Consider the following 22,423-nt stretch of genomic DNA (forward strand, 5'->3'; position numbering starts at 1 on the left):
TCTCCATGCCCGCTGAATATCCGCCGCTTCTCTCAAGAGAACCCGTCGTGACCGCTACCGAAATGCGCGCAGCTGAGGCGGCTGCCATCGCGGCGGGGGCGAGTGGTTTCGAGCTGATGTGCCGCGCGGGCGAAGCCTCCGCCGCGGGCCTTGCGGCATTTTACGGCCCTGCTCCGGTGCTGGTGCTGGTGGGGCCGGGCAACAACGGCGGGGATGGTTATGTCGTGGCCAACGCGCTGAGACAGCGCCGCTGGCCGGTCGAGGTCGCCGCGCTGACCCCGCCCGCGACCCAGACTGCGCAACAGGCCGCTACGCTTTGGAATGCGCCCGTGATCGATATTGCCGATGCAGAGCCGCGGTTCGTGCTCGTCGATGCGCTGTTCGGGACCGGGCTGACGCGCGGGCTGGAAGAGCCGCTTCTGTCGCAGTTTCATGCGCTTGCACGCGCATCTTCGGTTGTCGTCTCGCTCGATCTGCCGAGCGGCGCGGCGACTGACGACGGCACGGCGCTGTCGCCGCTGGCGCACGCGGACCTCACCGTCACGTTCGGTGCGATGAAGCCCTCGCATCTGCTGCATCCCACAGCGGCGGGTTGTGGGAGGGTTGTCGTCGCCGACATCGGTCTCGGTGGGGTCGAGACAAAGCTGTTCCGGAACGGCGCACCACCTGTTCTGTCGCTTGCGACCGACACGCACAAATACCGGCGCGGCCACGTGGTCGTGGTATCGGGGGCCATGGCGGGAGCAGCATGGCTTGCGGCTCGTGCGGCACAGCGGGCAGGCGCGGGCTATGTGACGCTGGCATCCGAAACCGCACTTCCGCCGTCGTCGCTTGTCGTGCAGCCGCTCGGTGAGATCGACCTCGCCCGTGCTGATGCGGTTGTGCTGGGTTCCGGTCTCGGCCGCGACGTAGCAGCGCGCAGGCGGGCCGCTGCGGTGTTGGAGGCCGGAAAGCCGATGGTGCTCGATGCGGACATTTTCTCCCTGTTCGCGGCTGATCCCGTACCGGTCTTCGGCCTCGGCGCAGTGATGACGCCGCATGAAGGCGAGTTTGCGCGCCTGTTCGGCGACCTTCCGGGTAGCAAGGTGGATCGCGCCCGCGCGGCCGCAGCACGGTCCGGCAACGTGATTGTTTTGAAGGGTCCGGATACCGTGATCGCCGCACCGGACGGCCGCGCGGTCATCAACGATCATGCGTCGTCGCGTCTTGCGACGGCTGGAAGCGGTGACGTACTCTCGGGCATGATCGCGGCGCACCTGGCGCGCGGCGATGCGCCGTTCGAGGCTGCTTGCACCGCCGTATGGCGTCACGGCGATGCCGCGCTTCGGGGGCGCGACGGCCTGATCGCGGAAGACCTCGTTGGCTTGATCCGTTGAGCATGGAGACTGTCGTCCGCCTCGCGGCGCGCGGTGACGGTGTCACCGAAAGCGGCCGCTACGTTACCGGAGCGATCCCTGGCGATACGGTGGACGGCGACGTCATCTCGGCTGGGCCGTATCGCATTTCGCCCGTCTGCGCGCATTTCGGTATCTGTGGCGGGTGCCAGTTGCAGCACGCAGATGATGTCGTCCTCGCTGACTTCGCCGCGGGCCGTATCCTCGGAGCCCTTGCGGGTGTCGGCATCGTCCCCGAGACGGTTCATCCGACGCACCTTTCGCCCGCCGGCGCACGGCGGCGCGCCAGTTTCCGGCTGGTGCGGGACGGCAGCGGCGTTCGCCTCGGCTTCAACATCGAAGGCAGCAGCGCGGTCGTCGACCTCGTGGAATGTCCGGTGGTTCGGTCTGCGCTGTGGGGCGCTGCCTGCGCGCTCAGGAACGCGCTCGCCCCGAAGCTGCGCACCGGCCATGCCGTCGGCATGACGCTCACCGAGACCCTTTCGGGTTTCGACGTGCTGCTCACCAACCTGTCGCTCGGCGCAGCGGACGTGGGCGCGCTTGCGGCACTGGCGTCAGAGGCAGGGCTGGCCCGGATCGCGACCGAAACTTCGGCGGGCGTCGAGATCGCGCTTCAGCTTGCCGAACCCGTGGTGCGCTTCGGTGACGTCGTCGTGGCACTGCCGCCGGGCAGTTTCCTGCAGGCGACGGCGGACGGCGAAGCCGCCTTGCAGGCGGCCGTGCTGGAGGGAATCGACGGTGCGGGCACGGTGGCCGATCTCTTCTGTGGCGCTGGCACGTTCGCCTTGCCGCTCTCGGCGCGCGCCAGGGTCTTTGCGGCGGATGCGGCCCGCGATGCCGTTGCCGCGCTGTCAGCCTCAGCAAAACGTACCAATCGCCCGGTCACGACCGCGCACCGTGACCTGTTTCGCCAGCCACTACAGCCTGCGGAACTGGGTAAGTTCGATGCCGTGGTTCTGGACCCGCCCCGGGCAGGCGCGAAGACGCAGGTGGAAGCGATCACCCGCTCGAAACTGAAGCGGGTCGTCTATGTCTCGTGCAATCCCAATACCTTCGCGCGCGATGCGAAGATTCTGCACGAGGCCGGGTTCAGGCTGACCGAGCTATGGCCGGTCGGCCAGTTCCGCTGGTCTATCCATGTGGAACTGGCCGCCGTTTTCCTTAAGGGTTAGGCGAAGAGCTTCGCCCAGCCATGCTTCGGGCGGTTCCGCCAGTGGCCACGGTGGTAGGCGTCCGACGCCAGCAGCGGCAGCACCGAGCCGGCCTCGGCATAGACCATTTGCTCAAGCGTAGTATCGACCTTGCCCCAGCTCGCGGCTTCCTTGAGCGTCGAGGACGAGCAGGCGCCGTCGCGCACGTCAGCAACCGTGATCTGCACCGCGTACTTGTGCATCTCGACGTCCTCGTGGCCGAGGATCTCGGCGCAGACGACCGTATCCTGCACGAAGTTCTTCGGCACGCCGCCGCCGATCATCAGCAGGCCAGTGGTGCCCGCCTTGATCTTGATGTCGGTGAGTTCGCGGAAGTCCGCGATCGAATCGAGTGTCATGTAGGGGCGACCCGCCTTCATCGCATCGACCTGGTGCTTGACGAGGCCGAAGCCCGCCGAACTATCCGTGAACGCGGGGCAGAAGATCGGCACGTCGTGCTCGAAGGCGAGCTTGACGAGGCTGTTGTCCTTCTTGCCGTGCTTCGAGAGGTAGCGGCCCATCTCGCGGATAAAGGCGCGGCTCGAATAGGGCTTCGGATCGAGGCCGTTTGCGATCTCGCCGATCGTGTGGTCGCAATCCTGAAGCTGCTCTTCGTCGATATAGGTATCGTAGATGCGATCGATATAGAGCGAGCGCAGCACGTTATCGTCAGGGATTTCAAGCGCCTGATAGTGCTTGTGGCCAAGGCCTTCGAAGAAATCCATGTCGACGATCGAGGCGCCGGTGGCGACAATGCCGTCCACCATGTTGTTCTCGATGAGGTCCGCATAAAGGTTCATGCAGCCGCCCGCCGAGGTCGAACCGGCGATGACGAGGAAGATCGAGCAATCCTTGTCTTCCAGCATGGCATTGTAGATCTTCGTGGCGCGCGCGAGGTCGCGGCTCGTGAAGCTCATGCCGTCCATCTGGTCGATGATCGGGCGGGCATCGAAACTCTTGATGTCGATGTGGCGCACTTCCTTCGAGAGAAGCTCCGCCTTGCGCTGCGCGTCTACGCGAACATCGGTCATTGGTATTCCTTCCAGTCGATAAGTTGCTGTGGACTGGCTCGGCGCATGAAAAGCGCCGCCCGCGGCCGGATTTGCCGGCGCCGAGCGGGAAGGGGACGGTCGCCCATCACAGGCGACCATTCTCAGTTGCGTATGGCAGTAACGCCCTGCGGTGTCGACTCCGTGACAGCGTAGGCGCTGGCCATCGGTTCGTCGGTAACGGTCACGGTCTCGCCGTTCACGAAGCCGTTGAACGCCGTGCGCATCGCCGCACCATAAGCGCCGAGCATACCGATCTCGATATAGTCTCCGGCCTTGACGTCGGCGGGCAGCATGAACGGCCCAGCCATATAGTCCATGTCGTCACAGGTCGGGCCGTAGAAGCTGAACGCCTCTTCCGCGCCCGCGCCGGTGCGCAGCAGCTTCACAGGGAAACGCCAAGCGACATGTGCGGCATCGAACAGAGAGCCATAGGCACCATCGTTGATATAGATGACGTCACCCTTGCGCTGTTCCACACGCACCAAAACGCTCGCGTATTCGGCGCAGAGCGCGCGGCCCGGCTCGCACCAGAGCTCTGCCGAATAGCTGATCGGCATCGCTTCGAAGGCGCGGTGGATCGCATCGAAGAACATCTGCATCGGCGCCGGGTCCATGCCCGGGTAGATCGATGGGAAGCCGCCGCCCACGTCGACGACGTCAACGGTCACGCCCGCCTGCACGATTGCGGCGCGCACCAGCGTCATCGCTTCGACATAGGCTTGCGGGCTCATCGCCTGGCTGCCGACATGGAAGCAGACGCCGAGCGCGTCCGCCGCCTGCCGCGCGGCGAGCAGCAGCGCCGGGGCCTCCTCGATGGAGGCGCCGAACTTCGAGGCGAGGCTCAGCTTCGAATGCGCCGAGGACACGCGCAGCCGGACGCAGAGCGTCAGGTCGCTCGCGCCGCCCGTCGCCTCGACGATCTTCGCAAGCTCCTCGTGGCTGTCGAGCGAGAAGGTGCGGACGCCGTGCTCGAAATACGCCTCCGTGATCGCCTCGGGCGATTTCACAGGGTGCATGAAGCACAAGGTCGCTTCAGGCAGGAGGCTGCGCACCAGACGCACTTCATTGATCGAGGCGACGTCGAAATGCGTGATGCCGCCGTCCCAGAGCGTCGTGATGATCTCGGGCGAGGGATTTGCCTTCACGGCATACATCGACAGCCCCGGAAACTTCTCGACGAAGAATCGGGCCGCACGGTGTGCAGCGTGAGGACGAATGAGGGTGACAGGCGCGTCAGGTCGAAGGACCGACGCTACCCCCAGCGCGCTATGGAATTCTCGCAACTCAAGGGACCTCCAGTGAACAGTTGACATGCACTGCCTTGCGGTGGAAGTCCCATGGGGCAGCGGAGGCGCTATGTAGGGTCGAGGGGTCTCGATGTAAAGAAAAAATCGCTGAAGCGTTTTTATTGTTTCCCCAAATGAAATCAGCGAGTTAACAGAAAATGAATACGCCAGCCCTTGAAGACGTCCAAGCCGCCGCCGCGCGCATTGCCGGTGTCGCCGTTCGAACCCCGCTTTTGCGGTCGGATACGCTCGATAATGTGACCGGTGCGAAGGTCTGGCTGAAAGCCGAATGCCTGCAGCGCACCGGCTCGTTCAAGTTCCGCGGGGCGTGGAATCGGCTGTCGGTACTGACGCCGGAAGAGCGCCGCGCGGGGGTGGTTGCGTTCTCTTCGGGGAATCATGCGCAGGGCGTCGCGCTGGCGGCGAAGCTGCTTGGCATCCGCGCAACGATCATCATGCCGTCCGACGCGCCGCGCATCAAGGTGGAGGCGACACGCGGCCACGGGGCGGAGGTCATCAGCTACGACAGGCTCACCGAACCCCGCGATGTCATCGCGGCGAAGATCGTGGCCGAACGCGGTGGGGTGATCGTGGCTCCGTTCAACGACCCCTACGTGGTTGCAGGGCAGGGCACGGCAGGTCTCGAGATCGCCGAAGAGATCGGCCAGCCGGACATCGCACTCGTGTGCTGCGGAGGCGGGGGTCTCGCCAGCGGCATTGCACTTGCGCTGCCGGAAAGCGAGATCGTCGTTGTGGAGCCCGAAGGCTATGACGACGTGATCCGCTCACTCGCAAGTGGCGTCATCGAGCCGGTGCGCGATCCGGGTCCGACGCTGTGCGACGCGCTTCAAACGCTGGCAACCGCGCCGCTCACCTTCGGCATCCTGCGGGCACGCGGTGCACGCGGCGTCGCTGTCTCCGAGGCCGAGGTGAAGGCTGCGGTGGCGTTCGCGTTCCGCGCGCTGAAACTGGTGGTTGAGCCCGGCGGTGCGGCGGCGCTCGCCGCGGCGCTTTCGGGAAAGCTCGATCTCAAGGGCAAGACTGTCGCGATCACCCTGTCGGGTGGCAACGTCGACGCCGAAACCTACCGGGTCTGTCTCGGGGTTTAAGCGACGCTCGTCTTGCGGACCACCGGGGTTTTCGCAGGCACTGGCGTGTCGAGCAGGCCGTCGAGTTCGTAAGCCGCGCGCGCGGCACCGTCGCCGAGGCGCTTGATGTCGGTCGCGAAAGCGCTCGCGTCCTTGCCGGGGCGGGCCAGCGTCATCGCGTCGATCAGCGCGTCGAGCAGGCTGACGGATGTGCTGGTGGCGTAGTCGGCGGCGAAGTTGTGATTGTGTGCGACCATGGGGCGATTTCCTCGTGCGTTGCGAGGGAATCTACGGCCGGCTTCCTAACTCTTGGTAAACCGCGCGGCGAACCACTGCGCGACCGCCGCCCGGGCCTCCTCGGAGAGGTGGAGGCCGAGCTTGCTGCGGCGCCAGAGCGCATCTTCCGCCGTTTGCGCCCACTCCTCGGCGACCATGTGTTCAAGCTCTGCCGTGAACACGCCGCCGAGGTTTTCGCCGAGTCCGTTCTCCAGCATCGCATCGGCCCGCGTCCCGTAGAGACCGGATAGCCGGTCGACGATTCGCGGGTCGTAGTCGGCGTGTTTCACACACAGATTCTCGCGCCACTTCGTCCACGCCTGCTGGCCGGTTAGGCCGGGGATACGCGGGAAATCGCTGCCCGGTAGCGGCTGTTCCGCCGTCCAGCGCTGGCTTTCGGGAAACAGGCGGCTGAGCACGTCTTCCGCGAGCAGACGGTAGGTGGTGATCTTGCCGCCCACCACGGTGACGGCGTCCCCACCTTCGTGCGTAACGATCTTCCAGTCGCGCGTCGTCTCACGCACGCCCTTGCCTTCCTCCATCACCAATGGACGGATACCGGCGTAGGTGGAGATGATGTCGGCGCGCTCAAGCGGACGTGACAGATAGCGGTTGGCGGCGGCGAGCAGGTATTCGGTCTCCGCCTCGGTGATCTGCGGCGCGTTCGGCGACTCGATCGTCGTCTCCGTCGTGCCGATCAGCGAGAAGTCTTTTTCGTAGGGGATGATGAAGACGATGCGGCCGTCCGGTTGCTGGAGGATGTAGCTGTCCTGCCCTCGGCCGATGCGGCGCGTGACGAGGTGCGCGCCCTGAACGAGGCGGAGGCGGGGGGCGTCGGGGAGGCCGAGGACATTGGCGGCGACCTCGCTTGCCCATGGCCCGGCGCAGTTGATGATGCGCGTTGCGGAGAGGTTCGTGCCGTCGCCGAGTTCTGCGTTCCAGCCGGAGGGGGTTCGGGTGGCTGCTGTTACCGCGGTGCGGGGGAGGACGAGGGCTCCCCGAGACGACGCATCCTGTGCGTTCGCGATGACGAGGCGGGCGTCGTCTACCCAGCCGTCCCAGTACCGAAACGCCTGCGTGTAGCGCTTGTCGAGGGGTTGGCCGGCGTGGTCGTCGCGCAGCACCACCTTTGACGAGCCGGGCACCTGCTCGCGGTGCGCGAGGTTGTCGTAGAGGAACAGGCCGGCGCGGATCATCCAGCCGGGGCGCGTGTCCGGCCCCAAAGGCAGGATGAAGGGCATCGGGCGCGTGAGGTGCGCGGCGATATCGAGCAGCACTTCCCGTTCAGCGAGCGCCTTGCGGACCATCCGGAACGCATAGAATTCGAGGTAGCGCAGCCCGCCGTGGATGAGCTTGGTGGAGGCGGCAGACGTCGCGCCGCCGATATCGGCGGCATCGACAAGCGCGACCTTGAGGCCGCGCCCCGACGCGTCGCGCGCAAGCCCAGCACCATTGACGCCCGCGCCGATGATGAGAAGATCGAAATGGCCCCTGTTCACGGGCGTTTACCTAAAGCCGCTGCGCGCGCTAGGAAAGCGACTAATGACGCACATCCTCAGCATCGACGAGGGCACGACCTCGACGCGCGCGGTGGCCTTCACACCGGAAGGGCGCATCGGCGGTGTCCACAGCGAGGAAATCGTCCAGCATTTCCCGCAGAGCGGCTGGGTGGAGCACGATCCCGCCGAGATCTGGAACAAGACGCTTCGTGCCGCGAATCGAGTCGTAGAGGACGTCGGCGCGCAATCGATCGCCGCGATCGGCATCACCAATCAGCGCGAGACGATCGTGTTCTGGGACCGGAGGACCGGTGATCCGCTGGCGCCCGCGATCGTCTGGCAGGACCGGCGCGGCGCGGCGATCTGCGCCGACCTGAAGGCGCGCGGGCTGGAAGATGACGTTCAGGGCCGCACCGGGCTTCTGCTCGACCCGTATTTCTCGGCGAGCAAGATCCGCTGGGCGCTCGAAAACTGGCCGGAGGTGCGCGAGGCGGCGAAGGCGAAGCGGCTGGCCATTGGCACCATCGATTCGTGGCTGATCTGGCGCCTGACGGGTGGGCTGCATGTCACCGACGCGACAAACGCGGCGCGCACACTGCTGATGGGCCTTGAACGCTGCACATGGGACGCGGGGCTCGCCGCGCTGTTCGACGTGCCTTTGGATGCGCTGCCCGAGATTGTCGACTGTGCGGGGCGCATCGGCGAGACACGGCTGATCGGCGCGCGCGCGATTCCGATTTCGGGGTGCGCGGGGGATCAGCAGGCCGCGGCGATCGGGCAGGTGTGCCTCGATCCTGGCGCCGTCAAATCGACATACGGCACGGGCGCATTCCTGCTCGCGCACGCGGGCGCAACCCCGCCGGTATCGTCGAACCGGCTGCTTTCGACCGTCGCGTGGCGGCTTGGCGGCCGCGCCGCTTATGCGCTCGAAGGCAGCATCTTCGTTGCGGGCAGCGCGATCAAATGGTTGCGCGACCAGATCGGTATCATCGCAAGCGCATCCGAAACCGCCGAGCTTGCCGCTTCGGTGCCGGACAGCGGCGGTGTCGCCTTCGTGCCCGCATTCAACGGCCTCGGCGCGCCATGGTGGGAACCGGAGGCGCGCGGCATCATCGCCGGGATCAGCGGCGGCACGACCCGCGCGCACATCGTCCGCGCCTGCCTTGAGGCCATGAGCCTGCAAACGGCAGACCTGCTGGACGCGATGCGCCGCGACGGCGTGTCGCCTTCACTGCTGCGCGTCGATGGGGGCATGGTAGCGAACGACTGGCTGTGTCAGGACCTTGCCGACGTGCTCGGTGTCACCGTCGAGCGTCCGAAGGTCGTGGAAACGACGGCGATTGGCGCGGCCATGCTGGCGGCGGTGGGATACGGTCTGTTCGCCGATCTCGAGTCGGCCAGCGTGATGTGGCACGCCGAGCGCAGGTTCGAGCCGGCTCTCGATGAGGAGGCGCGCAGCGTGCGCAAGACGAATTGGGCAACGGCCGTGCGGCAAGTGATGGCAGGTCTTCCGGAATGACAAATATGCTCGCGATCATCCTGTCGTTTGCCGTGATTGCCGCCTTCATCATCGGCGGCGGCGGCGTGTGGATCATGCTGAAACGCCCTGAAGAGCGGAAGAAGGGCCTGCTGATGGTGGGGGTCGCCATCGTCACGCTCGTCAACGTCTGGCTGCTCGCGGCCCCCGTACCCTGACATTTTGCTTCAGTTGCCGTGGGCACGGCCCCGGCTAGACTCACCGCCGCAACAGCGACGGGAGACGCGCGTGCGCCGATGGGGAGTGATCGTGGCCTGCCTGCTGGCAGCCGCCTGTGGCAATGCGAGCAAGAAAGCGGCACTGCCGGTCGATGATGCGCGGCTCGCAGCGGCAGTAGACGAGCCCGAAAGCTGGCTGACCCACGGCGGCACCTACGAGGAACAGCGCTACAGCAAGCTCGATGCCGTGAATGCCGGCAACGTCGGCAAGCTCGGCCTCGCGTGGAGCTACACCTTCGATACGAACCGGGGGCAGGAAGCGACGCCGATCGTGGCGGACGGCGTGCTCTACACGACCTCTGCATGGTCCAAGGTTTACGCGTTCGACGCGAAAACCGGCGCTCTGCTGTGGGAATACGATCCGAAGGTGCCGGGCGAAACCGGCTTCAAGGCGTGCTGCGATGTCGTGAACCGCGGCGTCGCACTCTATGACGGCAAGGTCTATTCGGGGACGCTCGACGGGCGCCTGATCGCGCTCGACGCCAAAACCGGCAAGCTCGTTTGGAGCGAGGTCACGGTCGATCAGTCGAAACCCTACACGATCACGGGCGCGCCGCGCATCGTGAAGGGCAGGGTGCTGATCGGTAACGGCGGCGCCGAATACGGAGTGCGCGGCTACGTTTCTGCCTACGACGCGAAGACCGGCAAGCTGGCGTGGCGCTTCTACACCGTGCCGCCCGGCCCCGGCGCGCCTGCGGACGGCGCGGTTTCGGACCCGATGATCGAGAAGATGCGCGCCACGTGGGCGGGCGACTGGTCGAAATTCGGCGGCGGCGGCACGGTGTGGGACGCGATCGTCTACGACCGCGACTTCAACCAGATCCTGATCGGTGTCGGCAACGGCAGCCCGTGGAACCACAAGGTGCGTTCGGAGGGGAAGGGCGACAACCTGTTCGTCTCGTCGGTCGTCGCGCTCGATGCCGATACGGGCGCCTACAAGTGGCACTACCAGGGGACGCCAGGCGAAACGTGGGACTTCACGCAGACTCAGCCGATCATCCTTGCCGACCTCGCCTTGGGCGGCGCATCGCGCAAGGTGATGATGCAGGCACCGAAGAACGGCTATTTCTATGTGATCGACCGCAAGGACGGGAAGCTCGTTTCGGCCAAGGGCTTCGTGCCGCAGACGTGGACAACAGGCATCGATATGGCGACCGGACGTCCGATCGAGGCCGAGAACGCCCGCTTCACCAAGGGGACATTCGTCGCGCTGCCCTCGGCGCTCGGCGCGCACAACTGGCATCCGATGGCGTTCAACCCGAAGACCGGGCTCGTTTATCTCCCCGCGCAGGAGGTGCCCTTCGCCTATCTCGCCGATGCGAGCTTCAAGGGGCGGGAAGGCGGCTGGAATGTCGCGATCGATTTCCTCGCCAACGCCGTGCCGGAAGACCCCGCGCAGTTCCGCGCGCTCCGCGCCCTGCTGAAAGGTCAGCTCGTCGCGTGGGATCCCGTGCAGCAGAAGGAGGTCTGGCGCGTCCAGTACGACGGGCCATGGAACGGCGGCGTGCTCGCGACCGCAGGAAACCTTGTGTTTCAGGGCAACGCCCACGGCGAGTTTGCGGCCTTCGCGGCGGATAGCGGCAAGAAACTCTGGAGCTTCGATGCGGGCACCGGCGTGATCGCCGCGCCGATCAGCTACGCGGTGGACGGCGAGCAATATGTGGCGGTGATGGCGGGCTATGGCGGCGCCTATCCGCTTTCGTCATCGTTCGTGGACAATCCGCGCCCGATGCCGAACGGCCGTCTACTCGTCTTCAAGCTCGGCGGGCGCACGCCCTACAAGATCGAACGCATCGAGAATGCGCCCGCAACGGTCGTCGATGCGGCGTGGAGCGCCGAAACCGTGACGCACGGTGCCGCGCTCTACGAGGGCACGTGCGGCGTCTGCCACGGCCCGGGAGGCATTTCCTCCGGCGTGCTGCCCGATCTGCGGCGTTCGGGCGTGCTCGCCGACAAGGACAATTGGAATGCCGTTGTCATCGGCGGCGCGCTCAAGGATCGCGGCATGGTGAGTTTTGCCCCGTGGATGTCGGCGGACGATGCCGAGGCGATCCGCGCCTATGTCGCGGGCAAGGCGAAGCTGCTGGCGGCGTCGGAAGCGAAGGGCGGTTAAGGTAGGTCTCGCCACATCACGCAGCGCCGCGCCGGGTTCGGCTGCAAGGCCAGTCGGCGCGCGAGCCCGGGTGGGGTCTGATCGGCGGCGAGCACCCGGAAACCCATTCGTGCGTAGTAAGGCGCGTTCCAGGGGATCGTGCGATCCGTCGTCAGGCTCGCGGCCTTGAAGCGTCGCTCTGCCGCTTCGGCAAGCGCCGCTTCGATGAGCACCCGCCCGATGCCGCGACGCTGGTGCGATGCGGAGACCGATATCTCATCAATATAGAAGCTGTTCTCCAGCCGTTCGGCTCGGAGGAAACCCACGGGCATTCCGCCATCATCCGCGATCCACAGTTTGTTCTGCGAAAGCGCGGGATGGAAATGTTCGGGCGCCGATGTCTGGCCGACCGCCCACGCCATATGCGTGCCTTCGAACAGCGTGCCGGCGGACAGTTCGACGACCGTCAACGCTGCGATGTCGGCCTCGCTTCCATATCGGACGATCAATGCGTTCGGGTCAACGCGCGCATGGCGTCGTCGAGCCCTTCCAGCGTGAGCGGAAACATGCGGCCTTCCATCAGGGTTTTCACCATCTGGATCGATTGGCCGTACTGCCAGTTCTTCTCCGGGATCGGGTTCAGCCATACGGCGCTGTGGTAGATTTCGATCATCCGCCGCATCCACACTTCGCCGGCCTCCTCGTTCCAGTGTTCGACGGAGCCGCCGGGATAGTTGATCTCGTAGGGGCTCATCGAGGCGTCGCCCACGAAGATCAATTTATAGTCCGCCGGGAACTTGTGGAGCACGTCCAGCGTCGGCGTGCGCTCGGTGAAGCGGCGGCGATTGTCCTTCCACACACCTTCGTAGACGAAATTGTGGAAGTAGAAGAATTCGAGGTGCTTGAACTCGCTGCTCGCCGCGGAGAACAACTCCTCGCAGAGCTTGATGTGCGGGTCCATCGATCCGCCGACGTCCAGGAACAACAGCACCTTCACCGCATTGTGCCGCTCCGGGCGCATCACGATGTCGAGATACGCCTTGCGCGCCGTGCCCTTGATCGTCGCGTCGAGGTCCAGCTCATCCGCCGCGCCGGTGCGTGCGAAGCGGCGCAGGCGGCGGAGCGCGACCTTGATGTTGCGCGTGCCGAGCTCGACCTCGTTGTCGAGGTTCTTGAACTCGCGCTTATCCCAAACCTTGATGGCGCGGCCCTGACGGCCTTCCTTCTGGCCGATGCGCACGCCTTCGGGGTTGTAGCCATAGGCGCCGAAGGGTGATTTACCCGCGGTGCCGATCCACTTGTTGCCGCCTTCGTGGCGTTCCTTCTGCTCTTCGAGGCGCTTCTTCAGCGTCTCCATGATCTCTTCCCACGAGCCGAGCTTCTCGATCTCGGCCTTCTCCTCGTCGGTGAGGTAAAGCTCGGCGAGCTTTTTCAGCCACTCTTCGGGGATTTCGGCGGTTTCCGCTTCGAAGCTGGTTTCAAGGCCGTGGAAGACCTTGCCGAACACCTGATCGAAACGGTCGAGCAGCGCCTCGTCCTTCACGTAGGCCGCGCGGGAGAGGTAGTAGAAGCTCTCCACGTTCCGGTCGATCACACCCGCCTTCAGCGCCTCCAGAAGCGTCAGATGCTCCTTGAGGCTCGCCGGGATCTTGGCGGCGCGGAGGGCATCGAGGAAATCCAGAAACATGTGGTACGCGGCCTTTCGGTGATCCAGTCGGCGGAAAGCATAGAGCAATCCGCGCGCGGAGGCATTACCCGGTTCCGCTAGGGCTGTCACATTCGGGACCTTGTGTCTTCGGGGCGCCCCCGCATTGTTGTGTCGAAACTGTGGGAGGGATGCATGAGCTGGGCTGCCGGGAAGAGTATTTTGGTGACAGGCGGAACACAGGGTATCGGGCACGCGACCGCGCTCGCCTTCCGCGATCTGGGCGCTAACGTCACCGTCACCGGCACGCGGGCGGCGGCTTCCGCATATGAAGGTGATTTCGCGGGACTTTCCTATGTGAAGGCCAACATGGCGGAGAAAGCGGATATCGCGGCCTTGGGAGCAGGACTGTCGACGCTCGATGTGCTGGTGAACAACGCCGGAATGGCCAGCGAGAACGAGTATGATCTCGCGAACTTCGAAGCGGTGATCGCGGTCAACCTCAATGCCGTGATGGATGTTTGCCTGCGCTGTCATCCGCTGCTGAAGGTGGCCGGCGGCAGCATCGTGAACGTCGGCTCGCTGGCCTCGTTTCTCGCGCTCAGGGAAACGCCCGCCTACAATGCCAGCAAGGCCGGCATCCTCGGCCTCACCCGTGCGCTTGCAGACAAATGGGCGCCCGACGGCATCCGGGTCAACATGGTGGCGCCGGGTTTCATCGAAACGCGCATGACAGCGCCCATGCGCCGCGATGCGAACTACGAAAGCCGCATGTTGAAGGCGATCCCGATGCGCCGGTGGGGCCAGCCCGAAGAGGTCGCGGAGCCGATCGTGTTTCTCGCGTCACCCGGCGCGGCCTACATCACCGGACAGAGCCTCGCGATGGACGGCGGGCTGATGCTGCGCTGAGAACAAGAAAAAGGGCGGCGCGACCATCGTCACACCGCCCTTTCCAGGATTGCGTCCGTTCAGCGCCGACGGCGCACGATGCCGAGACCCGCGAGGCCGAGACCGAGGAGCGCGAGGCTCGCAGGCTCCGGCACATCGAACGGGGGTTCGGGATCGGGGTCGGGGTCCGAAAGGACAGCGGTGAAGCCGATGTTGTTGAAATCGACCTGGCCGTTCGAGCCGGTGAGCCACGCGTTGACGTAGCGGACGTTCGTCGGGAAATCGAGCGCGTAGTCCTCCGGCGTGATCGGCGTGCCGTCGCTGCCGTCGGTGTTGCCGAGCCGCGGTTCCTCGGTGAGGGAGCCGACCAGTGCCCACGTGTCGTCGTAGAACGTGAACACGATCTTATCCACGTCGTAGCTTTCGCTGTGGTAATTCCAGAAGTGCATGGTCGAGAGGTCGTATTCGGCGCCGAAGTCGAACACGAGTTCGAGGTGTCCGCCGCTCACCCACACGTGGGTCGTCGGAGACACGTGAAACTCTGTCGAAGTCGCCGTCGGCGCGTTGATCACGTTCGCCAGCGATGCGGTGATGTTCAGGTTCTGGAACGGTCCATAGGTCGGGCTCGCGAGCACGTCCGCGTCATGACTGTCGCCGAGCGAAACCGTGACGCCTGAGGCGGCATTGAGGTAAACAGGGGCGGCCATTGCCGCCATCGGCAGTGTCGCCAGCGCGGTAAACACTGTGGCCCGCACCATATGCTCGATCCAAACCGAATTCATCTGCCCCTCCTCATTGCAATCTACGGAGGGGGTCGATGCAAGCTGTATGCCATGTTTTCAAAATGAAAGGATTTTGGCGGCTGGACAGAAAGGGTCGGCAGCCGTTTGATTTTCATTTTGTAAATTTCACCGACACCCGCAGAAATCAGCGGAGGCGCATGATTGCGTGAAGCCCCATGACGAGCCAGCCGAGACCGATCAACGCGGCTGCGAGGCTCCCGAACTGGAACGGCTGGATCAGGGCAGGGAGGATCGCGAGCGGTGCGGGAAGGCACAGTGCCGCGAGTACCCGTCGTCCCGATTGGAACAGCGCGACGGCAGCGCCGCCCGAGGCGAGCGCGAGCAGCCCGAACTTGATCCAGACGGGCCAGGCGAGGAGCGCAAGAGCGCTACCGGGGGCGGAGAGGTTTGCGGTGATATCGAGAAGCAGCGTGTTTTCCACCGCATCGCTTGCCGCCGCCACGAGGCCGAGCGCGCCGAAAACCAGCCAGATGCGGCGTTTCCGGTCCTGCGCGATCCCGGCAAAGAAACTGAATACGAAGAAGCCGTAGATCGGCATGAACAGGAAATCGAGCCGGTTGCCGCGGTCCATCGCGGCGATGCGCGCCGGGTCTGCCGGGGTGCCGAAAACATGATCGAGATGCACCTGAGTCCTGGAGAACTCGAAGAGGAGCACCGGGCTCTGCACGCGCGCCTCGGGAAGCGGCGCTGCGAGGGTCTTCGGGAACACCGCCTGCATGACGGCGAGCATCAGAACGACAAGACCGAACAGAACCACGGTTGTGCGTCTGTCGGCCAGCCAGTTCATGGGTTCGGCCCTATCCCGGCTTGCCGTCGCGCCGCGATATGAACGCGAGGCGCTCGAACAGCATCACATCCTGCTCGTTCTTGAGGAGCGCGCCGTGGAGCGGCGGGATCAGCTTCTTGGGATCGCGCGAGCGCAGCACGTCGAGCGGCAGATCCTCGTGCATCAGCAGCTTCAGCCAGTCGAGCAGCTCGGAAGTCGAGGGCTTCTTCTTGAGGCCGGGCACGTCGCGGATATCGTAGAAGACGGAGAGTGCCTCGCGCACCAGTTCCTTCTGGATGCCGGGGAAGTGTACGTCGACGATCGCCTGCATCGTCTCACGGTCCGGGAATTTGATGTAGTGGAAGAAGCAGCGGCGCAGAAACGCGTCCGGCAGTTCCTTCTCGTTGTTGGACGTGATGATGACGATGGGACGCTCGGCGGCCTTCACCGTCTCGCCGGTCTCGTAGACGTGGAACTCCATGCGGTCGAGTTCCTGCAGAAGATCGTTCGGGAACTCGATGTCGGCCTTGTCGATCTCGTCGATCAGCAGCACGGGCAGTTGTGGGGACGTGAACGCCTCCCACAGCTTGCCCTTGCGGATGTAGTTGCGGATGTCATGCACGCGCTCGTCGCCGAGCTGGCTGTCGCGCAGGCGGCTGACGGCATCGTACTCGTAGAGACCCTGCTGCGCCTTGGTCGTGGACTTGACGTGCCACTCGATGAGCGGCGCGCCCATCGCCGCCGCGACTTCGGCCGCAAGCACCGTCTTGCCTGTGCCCGGCTCGCCCTTCACCAGCAGCGGACGCCGGAGCGTCGCCGCCGCATTCACGGCAACCTTGAGGTCGTCGGTTGCGACATAGCCGCTGGTGCCTTCGAAACGCATGAACTTCTCCGCTGATGCCCCTTTTGCCTTCGGGCCTAAAGCGTGAAAGCCGAACGGGCAACCGCCTGTTTGCGATAGGCCGTCGAGGGAACCCGCTCAGGCGAGGCGCTGGGCGTGGCGGGCTTCGAGGAGGTCAAAAAGCTGGGCGTGGAGGCTGGCGAGTTGCAGCGCGCCAAACTCGATGGCGCGGCGCACACGCACATCGTCGGCATGGCAGGCGAGCGCATCGAAGGCGCCCTCCTCGGGCCACGGGTCCGAAAGCCGCTCGTGGCGGTCGTAGCCAAGATGCTGCGCCGCGCGGGGGAGGCGGCTGCGCACGGCTTGCCAATCGAGCACGAGCGTTACCGCCGCGCCGAGCGCGCAGCCCATGCGGTTCGATTTGGCGAGCGTCAGCATGGCGTCACGCTGGTCGCGCACCACCTGCTCGGCAGTGCTGATGCCGTGGAGATCAAGCGCGCCGCCGGTCATCGCGGCAAGCCCGGCCATCCAGCGGCGGTCCTGATCGAACGCCGTACCGGCGCTGCGCAGCCACGAGGCCGCAGGCTCATCGGCATTGAGACGGGCGATTTCGAGAACGCTCGGGAGCTGGCCATGCAGAATGACCAAGAAATGCGCTGCATCGGCAATGGCCTGCAGCGGACGTGCGACAGAGCCTTCGGAAAGTGCACGCAAGTGGCGGCTACCGCCCGCGCCACCATCGCGCAGCGCGCCGATCACCGCCGCCGCAAAGCTGCGCGAATCGGCTACACTGCCCGCTGAACGCAGGTTTTTCTGAAGCTGGTCCATGAAGGTGGGGACCACCGCTGCCGCCATTTGCCGCCGTCTCCGCATCCGCTGCCCCACGGCTTTTGCCGCTGGCGCGAAGCCTAAGTGCTCAGCGTAAAGGGAGACTTAATTCGCGCCGCCGTTTTTTACACCGCGGCGACGCAAGGCGAGGAAGCCGAGACCGGCAGCGACAAGGCCGAGCGTCGCGGGCTCGGGGATATCCGTGCCGGTGTCCGGAAACTCGAAGTTGCCGCTGTAGGTCGCAAGGTGAAGCTCGCCGCGAAGCTTCACGGCATTCGCCACGACGCTGCCGTTGATCGGCGTCATATTCTTCACGGTCGCGAGCGGTGCCACCACCGAGCCCCACGTCTGATCAAGGAAGCTGACTTCGGTCGCTTCGAAGAAGTTCCAGATGATGTTGTCGGCCAGCGCGTTGCCGGCGGCTTCCCAGCCTTTGAAGTTGATAGCCGTGCCCGCGACGTTGATGATGATCGTGTCGATATCGTTCGCCGACGAGGAGAACTTAATCTTGCCCGTGTTGGGGAAGAAGTCCGCGGACAGCGAGATCACAGAAACGCCGCTCTCATTGGGAACGCTCGGCGTGATCAGGAAGCCGTTCATGTGATCGCCGGCACTGTAGCGATCATAGCTGACGCCGGCGTCGAGCGCGGCGAGATCGGCCGAGAACTGGATGAAATCGGACTTCTTGAGCGTGCCGCCCGGCAGATCGCCGAGCGCCTTCGTGCTGCCGCCGCCGCCCTGAAAATCGATCGCGGGCGAGACGCTGCCGCCCACATAGGCGTCCCCGCGCTTCACCTTGGCGTTGTTCGAGACATTGCCGGTGACGACGAGGCTCGCTTTCTGGGCATTGGTGCCCTTCGAAGCGATCTGAACCGCGCCGGCGTTGTAGTTGCCGTCGACGTAAACCGCGCCTTCGATGTCGCTGGAGAGCGTGACGTCGCTGAAAGCGATGAGATTATAGTCCTTGAGGGCCTGAATCGGGCTCGCAAGAGCGCTGGACGACGCAAACAGGAGCGCTGCAGCAACCGCGCTGCCAAAACCGGATTTCATGATCGCAGACCCTTGTTCGTTCTTCATGGCAAAACGGCGGACGCCGCTGCGCCCGCCGTTTAATCCGGTTTTGCTTAAAGCGGCATGAACCAGAATGCCTCAGGTATCGAGGAAGCTCCGCATTTTGCGGCTGCGCGTCGGGTGCTTCAGCTTCCGGAGCGCCTTCGCCTCGATCTGGCGGATGCGCTCGCGCGTGACCGAGAACTGCTGGCCGACCTCTTCGAGCGTGTGATCGGTGTTCATACCGATACCGAAACGCATACGAAGCACGCGTTCTTCGCGCGGGGTGAGGCTGGCGAGAACGCGCGTCACCGTTTCCTTGAGGTTGGCATGGATCGCTGCATCCACCGGGATCACGGCGTTCTTGTCCTCGATGAAATCGCCGAGATGGCTGTCTTCCTCGTCGCCGATCGGCGTTTCGAGGGAGATCGGCTCCTTGGCGATCTTCATGACCTTGCGGACCTTGTCGAGCGGCATCGAGAGACGCTCGGCGAGTTCCTCCGGCGTCGGCTCGCGGCCGATTTCGTGGAGAATCTGGCGGCTGGTACGGACCAGCTTGTTGATCGTTTCGATCATGTGCACCGGGATGCGGATCGTTCTTGCCTGATCCGCGATGCTGCGGGTGATCGCCTGCCGAATCCACCACGTCGCGTAGGTGGAGAACTTGTAGCCGCGCCGGTACTCGAACTTGTCCACCGCCTTCATCAGGCCGATGTTGCCTTCCTGAATAAGATCAAGGAATTGCAGGCCGCGGTTCGTGTACTTCTTGGCAATGGAAATGACGAGGCGAAGGTTCGCTTCCACCATCTCCTTCTTGGCGATACGCGCTTCGCGTTCGCCCTTCTGCACCATGTTGACGATGCGGCGGAACTCGCCGAGCTCCACGCCCGTCTGCTGCGCGATATCGGCGATATCGGAGCGGATCTTCTCTACTGTGCCGCGCTCGCTCTGTGCGAAATTGGCCCACTTGTCGTCCATGCGCGACACGCGGTCGAGCCAACTCTCGTCGAGCTCGCTGCCCATGTATTCGTCGAGGAACACCTTGCGGTTGATGCGGTAGCGTTCGGCAAGGCGCAGCATGTTGCCGCCGAGCGTCATCAGCTGGCGGTTGTAGCTGTAGAGCTGATCGACGAGGAACTCGATCTTGGCGTTGTGGAAGTGCACGGCAGCGACCTTCAGGGTCAGCTCCTCGCGCAGGCCCTGATACTTCTTTTCCTGCGCCTGCGGAAACTCCTCGCCGGAGTTGAGCGCTTCAAGTCGGCCTTCCTGCAGTTTCAGGAAGCGCTTGTAGAGCGAGGTGATCTCGGCGAACTGCTCAAGCGCCTGCGGCTTCAGCTGCTCTTCCATCTGCGCGAGGGAGAGCGTGTTCTCCTCGTCTTCCTCTTCCTGCTGCGGCTTGGCGCGCTTCTCGGTGTATTCGTCTTCCTCGTCACCGCCCTTTTCGGGTTCGGCTTCGGGCTCGTCGTCGTCCTTGAGCTCGACGCCGCTCGGCAGATCGGAATCGCTATCGTTCTCGACCTGCTCGTCCGAAGGCCCGCTGTTGAGCATGGCATCAAGGTCGAGGATTTCGCGAAGCTGCATCTCGCCCGCGTTCAGCGCTTCGGACCACGCGATCATCGATGTGAAGGTGAGGGGGCTTTCGCAAAGCCCCTCGATCATCGTGTTGCGGCCCGCCTCGATGCGCTTGGCGATGGCGATCTCGCCCTCGCGCGACAGCAGCTCCACCGCGCCCATCTCGCGCAGGTACATGCGCACGGGGTCGTCGGTGCGGTCCAGCACCTCTTTCTTCTTCTCGATGACGTGCAGCGTCGGCTTGTCGTCGCCGTCCATCTCGTCGGCGTCGTCCTCCGCTTCGGCTTCGGCCTCCGGCTCGTCATCGCCGGCGTCCTCGCTCTCGGTGAGGTTAATGCCCATCTCGGAGAGCGCGGACATCACGTCCTCGATCTGCTCGGACGACATCTGGTCCTGCGGCAGCGCCGCGTTCAGCTCGTCATACGTCAGCCAGCCACGCTTCTTCGCCTTCGCGACCAACTTCTTGATCGACGCATCGTTCATGTCGATGAGCGGCGCGCCGTCGGCCTCGCCGTTCTCGTCCTTACCCTTGGGCTTCGCCGGTGCTTTGGTCGCCATCCAGGTTCCGTTCCTTTGCGGGCGTCGGCGCTTCGTCCCCCCGACGCGCCTCGGCCAAATCGATTAGTTCGCGTTCGACCCGCGCCTTTTCAGCGCGAAGCCGTTGTTGTTCCTCGAATTCCGACTGGACCAGGGAATCATAGCGCGCGCGCAGATCCGCCAAATCCTCATCAATGCGTTGCAGCGCCATAAGGTGGCCCACAACACATGCCAAGTCCTGATCCGCAATCGCGGCGGGCGTCCGGGGTCGCGTGAAGCTAAAGTCGAGGCGATTCATACGCCTCAGGTCGTCCGCGTACTGACCGAGCCCTTGTGCCGCTAGGTCGTGTGCCAGCGCCTCTTTGTCAAGATCGTGATTGCGCGAAATCGCGGAGAAAATCGCCGATCTGAGGCGATCGAGCTGCGGCTCGCCTATGTGCAGATGCGATATGGCCTCGCCGTGGACGTCGGCGAGGTGCGGGTGGGTGAGCAGGCCGACGACGACGGCGCGGGTTTCGATCTCTGCTGGCGAGAGCATGAGCCGCGCCTTCGCCGCGCTCGATGCGCCGCGAACCGCGGGCATGAAGCGGCTCTCACGCCGAGCGCGGAACATCGCATCGAAGCGTTCGCGGAACTCGCTTTGATAGAGCGAGGCGACGGTCTGGTTTTCGATCGCGTGCGCGTGTTCGAACAGGCGCTGGCGGACGGCGGCACGGCGTTCGGGCGTGGCGGTGTCGACGCCTTCGGTCTCCGCTTTCCAGAGCGTATCGATCAGGCTCGCCGCACCGTTCACAAGCTCCGTGAACGCGGCAAGACCGCGCGCCTTTGCGAAATCATCCGGGTCCTGCCCCTGCGGCATGGTGACGAAGCGTAGCGACTTCCCCGGTTCCAGCAGGGGGAGGGCGCGCATCGCGGCCCGGATCGCCGCGCGGCGCCCGGCAGCATCGCCGTCGAAGCACAGCACAGGCTCCGGCGCGACGCGCCACAAGAGCTTCATCTGGTCTTCGGTGAGTGCGGTGCCCATCGGCGCGACGGCCTCCGCGAAGCCCACCTGCGCGAGACCGATCACGTCCATATAGCCTTCGACGACGACGATGCGCCCCGATTTGCGCGCGGCGGGACCAGCCTTGTCGAGGTTGTAGAGCAGGCGCCCCTTGTCGAAGAGCGGCGTGTCGGGCGAGTTCAGATACTTGGGTTCGCCCGCACCGATGATGCGCCCGCCGAAACCGACGATGCGCCCGCGCGGATCGCGAATGGGGAACATCAAGCGGCCCCGGAAGCGATCGTAAGGCTCGCGGCCCTCGGCTTCGATGACGAGACCGACCTCGATGAGCTTGCGGATGTCGATGTCGCCGAGCGCGGCCTTGAGCGCGCCGCGGCTGTCGGGTGCGAAGCCCAGGCCGAACGCGGCCACGGTCGCAGGTTTCAGACCCCGCTTCTCGATATAGGCGCGCGCATCCCCTCCGCCGAGGCCGGAAAGCTGCTTGCCGAACCAGTCGTTCGCGGCGGCGGTGACGTCATGAAGTCCTGCAGCGGCTTTCGCTTTCGCGCGCGCCTCCGGGTTCTCCTCGGGCAAATCCAGCCCGGCTTCCGCCGCGAGGCCGGCCACGGCGTCCCTGAAGCTGAGGCCTTCCTGTTCTACGACGAAGCGGATGACGTCGCCGTGCGCGCCACAGCCGAAGCAGTGATAGAAGGCCTTGTCGTCGTTGACGTAGAAGCTCGGGCTCTTCTCGTTGTGGAAGGGGCAGCAGCCCTTCATTTCCCGCCCGGCCTTGAGCAGCTTCACCCGCCGCGCCACGACGGACGACAGGCTCACCCGGCTCCTGATCTCGTCGAGGAATTGCGGGGGGATGGACATGAG

Annotated in this window: 20 protein-coding genes; 7 read left to right on the top strand and 13 right to left on the bottom strand. The window is 64.7% G+C overall.

Annotated features, from left to right (window positions below):
• Positions 1–47: 47 nt before the first annotated feature.
• Together ACFQ00_RS17410 and ACFQ00_RS17415 are read left to right on the top strand one after the other, a co-directional pair.
• The gene (locus tag ACFQ00_RS17410) at positions 48–1,376 is read left to right on the top strand and encodes an NAD(P)H-hydrate dehydratase (RefSeq protein ID WP_381493835.1); all 1,329 of its coding nucleotides are present in this window, start codon (positions 48–50) and stop codon (positions 1,374–1,376) included.
• A 2-nt stretch (positions 1,377–1,378) separates the two neighbouring features.
• Positions 1,379–2,566, top strand: coding sequence for a class I SAM-dependent RNA methyltransferase (locus tag ACFQ00_RS17415; protein WP_381493838.1), 1,188 nt, complete (start codon positions 1,379–1,381; stop codon positions 2,564–2,566).
• On the opposite strand, the gene ACFQ00_RS17420 is transcribed toward ACFQ00_RS17415, so the two are convergent.
• Together ACFQ00_RS17420 and ACFQ00_RS17425 are read right to left on the bottom strand one after the other, a co-directional pair.
• The gene (locus tag ACFQ00_RS17420) at positions 2,563–3,615 is read right to left on the bottom strand and encodes a 1,9-bis(guanidino)-5-aza-nonane synthase (protein WP_381493840.1); all 1,053 of its coding nucleotides are present in this window, start codon (positions 3,613–3,615) and stop codon (positions 2,563–2,565) included. The two genes, ACFQ00_RS17415 and ACFQ00_RS17420, sit on opposite strands and share 4 nt — an antisense overlap.
• A gap of 122 nt (positions 3,616–3,737) precedes the next feature.
• On the bottom strand, positions 3,738–4,919 hold the full coding sequence (locus tag ACFQ00_RS17425; RefSeq protein WP_381493843.1) for an alanine racemase: 1,182 nt from the start codon (positions 4,917–4,919) through the stop codon (positions 3,738–3,740).
• Positions 4,920–5,080: 161 nt separating this feature from the next.
• On the opposite strand from ACFQ00_RS17425, the gene ACFQ00_RS17430 reads away from it, so the two are divergent.
• Entirely contained in the window at positions 5,081–6,031 is a 951-nt protein-coding gene (locus ACFQ00_RS17430; RefSeq protein ID WP_381493846.1) for a threonine ammonia-lyase, read from the top strand.
• Here ACFQ00_RS17430 and ACFQ00_RS17435 read toward each other — a convergent pair.
• The gene (locus ACFQ00_RS17435; protein ID WP_381493849.1) at positions 6,028–6,267 is read right to left on the bottom strand and encodes a hypothetical protein; all 240 of its coding nucleotides are present in this window, start codon (positions 6,265–6,267) and stop codon (positions 6,028–6,030) included. The genes ACFQ00_RS17430 and ACFQ00_RS17435 overlap by 4 nt on opposite strands.
• A gap of 45 nt (positions 6,268–6,312) precedes the next feature.
• Positions 6,313–7,785, bottom strand: a complete 1,473-nt coding sequence (gene glpD, locus ACFQ00_RS17440; RefSeq protein WP_381493851.1) for a glycerol-3-phosphate dehydrogenase — start codon at positions 7,783–7,785, stop codon at positions 6,313–6,315.
• A gap of 43 nt (positions 7,786–7,828) precedes the next feature.
• On the opposite strand from glpD, the gene glpK reads away from it, so the two are divergent.
• The 3 genes from glpK (at position 7,829) to ACFQ00_RS17455 (ending at position 11,653) form a co-directional block, all read left to right on the top strand.
• Positions 7,829–9,304 carry a glycerol kinase GlpK gene (glpK, locus tag ACFQ00_RS17445; RefSeq protein ID WP_381493854.1) on the top strand — a complete coding sequence of 492 codons (1,476 nt, stop codon included), beginning with the start codon at positions 7,829–7,831 and terminating at the stop codon, positions 9,302–9,304.
• Positions 9,301–9,480, top strand: coding sequence for a hypothetical protein (locus ACFQ00_RS17450; RefSeq protein WP_381493857.1), 180 nt, complete (start codon positions 9,301–9,303; stop codon positions 9,478–9,480). The genes glpK and ACFQ00_RS17450 overlap by 4 nt, the downstream gene beginning before the upstream one ends.
• A gap of 70 nt (positions 9,481–9,550) precedes the next feature.
• Positions 9,551–11,653, top strand: coding sequence for a PQQ-dependent dehydrogenase, methanol/ethanol family (locus tag ACFQ00_RS17455; protein WP_381493860.1), 2,103 nt, complete (start codon positions 9,551–9,553; stop codon positions 11,651–11,653).
• Here the strand turns inward: ACFQ00_RS17455 and ACFQ00_RS17460 are convergent.
• Together ACFQ00_RS17460 and ACFQ00_RS17465 are read right to left on the bottom strand one after the other, a co-directional pair.
• On the bottom strand, positions 11,650–12,141 hold the full coding sequence (locus ACFQ00_RS17460; protein ID WP_381493864.1) for a GNAT family N-acetyltransferase: 492 nt from the start codon (positions 12,139–12,141) through the stop codon (positions 11,650–11,652). The genes ACFQ00_RS17455 and ACFQ00_RS17460 overlap by 4 nt on opposite strands.
• Positions 12,138–13,319: a vWA domain-containing protein gene (locus ACFQ00_RS17465; protein ID WP_381493867.1), complete on the bottom strand. Its 1,182-nt coding sequence runs from the start codon at positions 13,317–13,319 to the stop codon at positions 12,138–12,140. Before ACFQ00_RS17465 ends, ACFQ00_RS17460 begins: the two co-directional genes overlap by 4 nt.
• Before the next feature lie 183 nt (positions 13,320–13,502).
• On the opposite strand from ACFQ00_RS17465, the gene ACFQ00_RS17470 reads away from it, so the two are divergent.
• Positions 13,503–14,186 (top strand): SDR family NAD(P)-dependent oxidoreductase, encoded by a 684-nt coding sequence (locus ACFQ00_RS17470; protein ID WP_381493869.1) that lies wholly within the window; start codon positions 13,503–13,505, stop codon positions 14,184–14,186.
• Positions 14,187–14,245: 59 nt separating this feature from the next.
• Here ACFQ00_RS17470 and ACFQ00_RS17475 read toward each other — a convergent pair whose 3' ends face one another.
• The 7 genes from ACFQ00_RS17475 to dnaG all read right to left on the bottom strand — a co-directional run bounded on the left by ACFQ00_RS17475 (position 14,246) and on the right by dnaG (position 22,420).
• Positions 14,246–14,947: a PEP-CTERM sorting domain-containing protein gene (locus tag ACFQ00_RS17475; protein WP_381493871.1), complete on the bottom strand. Its 702-nt coding sequence runs from the start codon at positions 14,945–14,947 to the stop codon at positions 14,246–14,248.
• A 145-nt stretch (positions 14,948–15,092) separates the two neighbouring features.
• Complete coding sequence (locus ACFQ00_RS17480) at positions 15,093–15,755, bottom strand: hypothetical protein (protein ID WP_381493874.1); 663 nt, start codon at positions 15,753–15,755, stop codon at positions 15,093–15,095.
• A gap of 10 nt (positions 15,756–15,765) precedes the next feature.
• Positions 15,766–16,617: an AAA family ATPase gene (locus ACFQ00_RS17485; RefSeq protein ID WP_381493876.1), complete on the bottom strand. Its 852-nt coding sequence runs from the start codon at positions 16,615–16,617 to the stop codon at positions 15,766–15,768.
• Between the two features lie 96 nt (positions 16,618–16,713).
• On the bottom strand, positions 16,714–17,430 hold the full coding sequence (locus ACFQ00_RS17490) for a DUF6975 family protein (protein WP_381493879.1): 717 nt from the start codon (positions 17,428–17,430) through the stop codon (positions 16,714–16,716).
• A gap of 78 nt (positions 17,431–17,508) precedes the next feature.
• Positions 17,509–18,453, bottom strand: a complete 945-nt coding sequence (locus ACFQ00_RS17495; protein ID WP_381493882.1) for a collagen-binding domain-containing protein — start codon at positions 18,451–18,453, stop codon at positions 17,509–17,511.
• 99 nt (positions 18,454–18,552) lie between these two features.
• Positions 18,553–20,583, bottom strand: a complete 2,031-nt coding sequence (gene rpoD / locus ACFQ00_RS17500) for an RNA polymerase sigma factor RpoD (RefSeq protein ID WP_381493885.1) — start codon at positions 20,581–20,583, stop codon at positions 18,553–18,555.
• Entirely contained in the window at positions 20,549–22,420 is a 1,872-nt protein-coding gene (gene dnaG, locus ACFQ00_RS17505; protein WP_381493887.1) for a DNA primase, read from the bottom strand. Before dnaG ends, rpoD begins: the two co-directional genes overlap by 35 nt.
• Between the last annotated feature and the right edge of the window lie 3 nt (positions 22,421–22,423).

The sequence above is a fragment of the Sphingosinicella xenopeptidilytica genome, from assembly GCF_042676985.1.
Lineage (GTDB): Bacteria > Pseudomonadota > Alphaproteobacteria > Sphingomonadales > Sphingomonadaceae > Sphingosinicella > Sphingosinicella xenopeptidilytica.